This is a genomic window from uncultured Campylobacter sp., from assembly GCF_938045225.1.
In the GTDB taxonomy this organism is placed as follows: domain Bacteria; phylum Campylobacterota; class Campylobacteria; order Campylobacterales; family Campylobacteraceae; genus Campylobacter_A.
On record NZ_CALINL010000015.1, the window covers coordinates 1 to 5,642 of the forward strand.

Consider the following 5,642-nt stretch of genomic DNA (forward strand, 5'->3'; position numbering starts at 1 on the left):
ACAACTCCTCAAATTTGCGGTAAATTTAGCGTGACTGTTTTCTCATCGTTCTTAGCGTAGAAGCAGCTACCTTGATCTTTCTCGTAGTGCCGTCCTCTAGCGTAACGCGAATAGTTCTTAAGTTTGGCAAAAACCTTCTTTTTGTTCTATTTTTCGCGTGGCTGACATTGTTGCCTACCATCGGACCTTTGCCTGTTATTGCGCATACTCTTGACATATTTGTTTCCTTAAAAATAAAAATTTCTGCTGATTTTATCCAAAATAAACAAAATAAAAGCTTAAAGCTGCTTTTACAAACGCGTTAGTTTTTAAACTGAATTTATGGATAAAAAAGCTAAAATAACAAAATTTAAACACGGTTAAATTTTAAAAAATTACCGGCTCGATTTACGTAAAAAATATCATTTTTTAGGAAATTCTTTTATCTTATGAGATTAGATTTTAAAGACGACGTAGCTATATTTTATCCTTCCGGCTTTTTAGACGGCGATATCGATAAATACGAAATCAGCGACGCAAATATAAAATATCTACGCCAAAAAGCTCCGCGTCATATCCTAATATCGCTTAAAAATACCGTTTATTTTAACAAGGTAGGCTTTAATCTAATCCTTGAATCCGTCTCAAGAATAACAAAGGAAAATGACGCCGATATAGGCTTTTGCGATTATAACGAGATAAAATTTAAAGCCCTAAAAAGAATGTCTAAAGATGTTTTAAATTTATCTTTTTTCGAGACGCTCAGCGTTGCGCTTTTATTTTGGGGGAAGTTTGAATCGGAAAACAAACAAATCATCGTTTTTAACGCCGATACCGAGCAAAAACGCCAGATTGCGCTAACATTATCAGGGCGCGGATACAAACCGGTTATCGCAAAAGACGAGGATGAATTTAACCGCTTGCACAAAGATTTCGAGTGCGCCATCCGCCTCACCGACATCAAATCAAATAAAAAAGAATTATCCACTAGCCTTAAAGAAAACGTAGTCGTTTACGAGATAAACGGCTTTATCGACTCGGAATTTGCAGACAAATTCGCTTATAAAAGTTTCCTGCAATCGCTAAAAATCGGCTTTAAATTTTTTGTTTTTGATATGAAAAAATCAAGTTTTATAAATATTCACGGCGTGTCGTTTTTGGCAAAACTCGCGATGGAATGCGCCGATAGCGGTGCAACCATAGCTATGTGCGGGCTAAAAAAGCCTAACGTCTCAAAAGCCTTACTTCATGATTTAGAGGACTGCGGGATACTACTTTACGATACGATCCAGGATTTTTTTAATGACGACGCGACGATAGAAGGCGGCGGTAGCATAGAAGACGAAAAACCTAAAAATATAACAAAAGAATTAATAGATCTTTTGCCCGATATCTTAAAAGTAGTGATGGATACGCTAGCCTCTTTATCAAATTTACCTATTTCTCGCAAGAGTACCGAGATAACAAATTTTAGCTGCGACGAGGAGAAATTTTGCATGGGCTCGGTAGCGTTTTACGGCGAGACAAATGCCAAATTTATCCTCTGCGTCGAAAAAAACGCCGTTTATAAAATCTGCAAAATTTTGCTTCAAGAAGGTAGCGACGCAAGCATGATCGAGGCCTATGCAGACCTGCTTAGTGTTATATCCGACCGCATCGAAGCGTGGTTAAAAAGTCAAAAGATAGAGGCGAATTTTACCTTGCCGCATGTCTTTGAAGAGATTAAAGAGGAAGACAAAAAAAACAAAGGCGCCCTCGTACGACTCGATATAGACGGCATGGACGCGATATTTTTTCTAAGCAAATAAAGGACACTAAAATGTATGTAGCACCGAGTATTTTATCGGCTGATTTTGGAAATTTAAGAGCCGAGATCGAGGCCATCTGCGAGGCTGGAGCCGATCTAGTGCATGTTGACGTGATGGACGGGCATTTCGTGCCGAATTTAACCATCGGTCCGGTGGTGGTAAATGCCGTCGCAAAAGCCGCCACAAAGCCGCTAGACATACACCTAATGGTGCAAAATAACACTTTTTTCGCCGATCTTTTTTTGCCTCTGAAGCCTAAATTTTTAAGCTTTCACATCGAGGAGGAAAAGCACCCGCTACGCCTAATCGATCACATCCGTAGCCACGGCACAGGGCCCGCGATAGTGCTAAACCCGCACACCCCCGTTTCCACGATCGAGCACATCGTAAACGAGGTCGACATGGTGCTACTAATGAGCGTAAATCCGGGATTCGGCGGGCAAAAATTTATCCCTTCGGTACTTGAAAAAGCCCGCAGCTTACGCGAAATGATCGAGCGTAAAAACGCAAAATGCATGATCGAGGTAGACGGCGGCGTAACTGGACTAAACGTCGCGCAGCTCGATGAGGCGGGCGTAGATATCGTCGTAGCGGGCAGTTATATATTTTCATCAAATTCATACGAGCACTCTATCCGCTCGCTAAAGCTCGAGTTTTGAACCAAGATTTTGAAAATTTACTAGCCGTCATCGCCAAGCGAAACGTAGCCTACGCGGACTTTGTCGCCGCGACAAAGCAAATGGACGAATACGCCGAGCTTTTTGATGTTCGCGACGTGCAGATGTGGCGCGCGCTAGGGCTTGATATAACCCGCACCGCAAAAAACCAAATCGAGCTAAAAACGCGGCGCAATGAGATAAAAGATCAAATTTTTTGCGTCGTAGATATAGAAACTAGCGGCGGCATAAATAGCGGACAGATCATCGAAATCGGCGCGATAAAGCTACAAAACGGCGAAATAATCGGCAAATTTGAAACCTTCGTGTACGCGCCCTACGTCCCGGAAAATATCAGCGAACTAACGGGCATCACCGCAGAACACCTAAAAAACGCGCCAAGCCTAGCCTTCGTCATGGAGCAGTTTAAGGTCTTTTTAGGTCAGAGCGTTTTTGTGGCACACAACGTTCGCTTTGACTACGGCTTTATCAGCGCGACGCTGGAGGCGCTAGGATACGGCGAGCTACTAAACCGTAAGCTCTGCACCATAGACCTAGCCCGCCGCACTATCGCCTCGCCAAAATACGGCCTAGGCACGCTAAAAGAACTTTTAGGCATCGACAATACCCATCACAGAGCCCTGAGCGACGCTATCGCGGCGGCTGAAATTTTTAAATACTCACTACAAAAGCTCCCGAGCGAGGTAAAGACGACCGAGGATCTAATAGAATTTAGCAAATCGGCCAAGACGATGAAGCGACTAAAAATCACGACGAATGAAGCCGGCGAGCCGGTCAAATTTGATGACAATGAAAATTTAGGCGAAGCAAGCGAAGCTCAAATTTTAAACGTCAGCAACAAGATACAGCCTAAACTTCCGATATTTGATGAATAAATTTAACTAAATTTGCCGTAGTTAAATTTGATAAATTAAAGCGAAATACAAACTCGCAAAAGCATCCGCTATATTTGTCTGCCCTATAAAAATCTTACAAATTTTCAAATTTAACAGAATAAAAAAGAATAAATTTATAAAAATAGCAGTCCAAGTCGGCGCAAATTTGACCTACTCGCCGACTCGTTCTCCGTTTATCCGCACGATCCTAGCAGGAATTCCTACGACCGTGGCGTTATCGGGCACGTCTTTTAGCACGACAGAGTTTGCGCCTATCTTGGCGTTTTCGCCGATCAGGATGTTCCCTAGCACCTTTGCGCCGGCTGCTATCGTGACGCCGTTTTTTACGGTCGGGTGGCGCTTGCAGCACTCTTTGCCCGTACCGCCCAAAGTTACTTTATGATAGATCAGCCCGTCATCGCCCACCTCGGCTGTCTCGCCGATAACCACGCCCATGCCGTGATCGATAAAAAGCCGCCTGCCGATCTTGGCACCCGGATGTATCTCGATGCCAGTTAAAAAGCGCGACATCTGCGAAACGAAGCGCGCCGTAAATCGCCAATTTTTAACATGCAAAAAGTGCGCGAATCTATGAAAAAAGACGGCGTGGATGCCCGGAGTGTTGACGAGGATCGCCCCGTAGCAGCACGAGGCCACAGACGGGTCCTTTCCTCGCACGGTCGCGACCAGCTCGTTTAGCTCAGCTATCAGTCCCAAATCACGCCTCGTAAAGCGGAGTACTAAGATATCTCTCGCCGTTATCGGGAGCTATGAAAAGCACCTTTTTGCCCTTGCCCAGCCTCTTTGCGACCTTTACCGCAGCCGCCAAAGCCGCGCCGCCTGAGATACCTAGCAAGACCCCCTCCTCTTTAGCCAGTTTTCTAGCCGCCTCAAAGGCCTCATCGTTATCCACGCGCTCTATCTCGTCGATATAGGCGGTCTCGAGCGTAGCCGGGATAAAACCCGCGCCGATGCCCTGGATCTTGTGCGGGCCGGGTTTTTCGCCCGAGATCACTGCGGAGTCGTTTGGCTCGACGGCGACGATTTTAGTTTTATAGCCGTTTGCTTTTAGCGCTCTTGCCGTGCCGCTTAGCGTGCCGCCAGTGCCTACGCCGGCTACAAACGCGTCAAGCTCTTTAAAATCATCCATGATCTCTTTTGCCGTAGTTAGCTCATGAGCCTGCGGGTTAAATTTATTTTCAAACTGGCTTAGCATCACGTAGCCTTTTTCGCGCACGAGTTCGTTTGCTTTTTCGATCGCACCCTTCATGCCTTTTGCACCCTCGGTTAGCACTAGCTCCGCGCCGTAAGCCTTTTGTAGCTTGCGTCTTTCTATACTCATGGTCTCAGGCATCACTAGCACGACCTTGTATCCTAGTGCCGCGCCGACCATGGCTGCGCCTATGCCGGTGTTGCCGCTAGTCGGCTCCACGATGACGTCGCCTTTTTTTAGGATGCCCTCTTTTTGCATACCTAGGATCATGTTTGCGGCGATTCTATCTTTTACCGAGCCGCCCGGGTTAAAAAACTCAAGCTTTGCGTAGATTTCAGCCATGCCCTCTTCGTGCACGCTATTTATCCTTATGATCGGGGTTTTACCGATGGTTTGAACGATGCTTTCATATATCATTTAGACTCCTTTTGAAAAAATCGTATAATAATAACTTCTTTTTCCATAAATATAAATAAAATATAAAAAAATAAATTTTCTTTTATATTTCAGCCTAAAATTTAGCTCGCGTTCCCTATGATTTTTAGCGTTTTTAGGCTGTCTTCTATGCTAGCGCTCGCACTTTGCTCCCCGCCTAAAAAATGCACGAAGTCCTCTAGCTCGCTTGTTAGCGGATCAGCTCTTTTGACGAATATATTTTGCATTTTGCACGCGCTCTCGTCAAATTCGCTAAATTTAACGAGGCTCTGATTTAGCAAATCAGCCTCGTAAACCGCCCCTTTGCACGCGACTTCGACCGTCCTTTTTCGTCTATGCGCGAGCCAGCTAGTAGCGATGAGAGCCGTTATCTCGCCCTCAAGCTCAAACGACAAAACAGCGTTGTCTTCAAATTTGGCGTGGATTTTGCGCGAGCTTTTTATATCCGCGCTTTTTATCTCTTTGCCGCTTAAAAATCTAATAAGATCTATATCGTGCACGGCTAAGTCGGCCAGTATCCCAACGTCAGTGATGCGCTGCGGAAATGGCGCGTTTCTAGTTATTTGCATGCTGTAAATTTCCTCGTTTTCAAGCTCTTTTTTTAGCTCGCATTCGCAAAGCTCGGGAATGAGCCTTGTCGCATGCTCCCTAAATA

The 5,642-nt window shown here is 44.9% G+C and carries 7 protein-coding genes; 3 read left to right on the forward strand and 4 right to left on the reverse strand.

The window, feature by feature from the left end:
* Window positions 1-25 precede the first annotated feature (25 nt).
* Entirely contained in the window at window positions 26-217 is a 192-nt protein-coding gene (rpmB, locus tag Q0200_RS01280; protein WP_002945979.1) for a 50S ribosomal protein L28, read from the reverse strand.
* Window positions 218-428: 211 nt separating this feature from the next.
* Between rpmB and Q0200_RS01285 the strand changes: the two genes are divergently transcribed.
* Genes Q0200_RS01285 through Q0200_RS01295 form a run of 3 tightly spaced genes read left to right on the forward strand, consistent with a single transcriptional unit; the run spans window position 429 to window position 3,339 of the window.
* Window positions 429-1,787: an STAS domain-containing protein gene (locus Q0200_RS01285; RefSeq protein ID WP_297936854.1), complete on the forward strand. Its 1,359-nt coding sequence runs from the start codon at window positions 429-431 to the stop codon at window positions 1,785-1,787.
* 11 nt (window positions 1,788-1,798) lie between these two features.
* The gene (gene rpe, locus Q0200_RS01290; RefSeq protein WP_297936856.1) at window positions 1,799-2,446 is read left to right on the forward strand and encodes a ribulose-phosphate 3-epimerase; all 648 of its coding nucleotides are present in this window, start codon (window positions 1,799-1,801) and stop codon (window positions 2,444-2,446) included.
* Entirely contained in the window at window positions 2,443-3,339 is an 897-nt protein-coding gene (locus Q0200_RS01295) for a 3'-5' exonuclease (RefSeq protein WP_297936858.1), read from the forward strand. Before rpe ends, Q0200_RS01295 begins: the two co-directional genes overlap by 4 nt.
* 171 nt (window positions 3,340-3,510) lie before the next feature.
* Here Q0200_RS01295 and cysE read toward each other — a convergent pair whose 3' ends face one another.
* The 3 genes from cysE to Q0200_RS01310 form a co-directional block, all read right to left on the reverse strand.
* Window positions 3,511-4,017 (reverse strand): serine O-acetyltransferase, encoded by a 507-nt coding sequence (gene cysE / locus Q0200_RS01300; protein ID WP_366118073.1) that lies wholly within the window; start codon window positions 4,015-4,017, stop codon window positions 3,511-3,513.
* Between the two features lie 40 nt (window positions 4,018-4,057).
* A complete protein-coding gene (gene cysK / locus Q0200_RS01305; RefSeq protein WP_297936862.1) occupies window positions 4,058-4,969 on the reverse strand; it encodes a cysteine synthase A in 912 nt (303 codons plus the stop codon).
* Between the two features lie 101 nt (window positions 4,970-5,070).
* On the reverse strand, window positions 5,071-5,642 hold a 572-nt coding region (locus tag Q0200_RS01310), incomplete at its 5' end, for a Gfo/Idh/MocA family oxidoreductase (protein WP_366118071.1).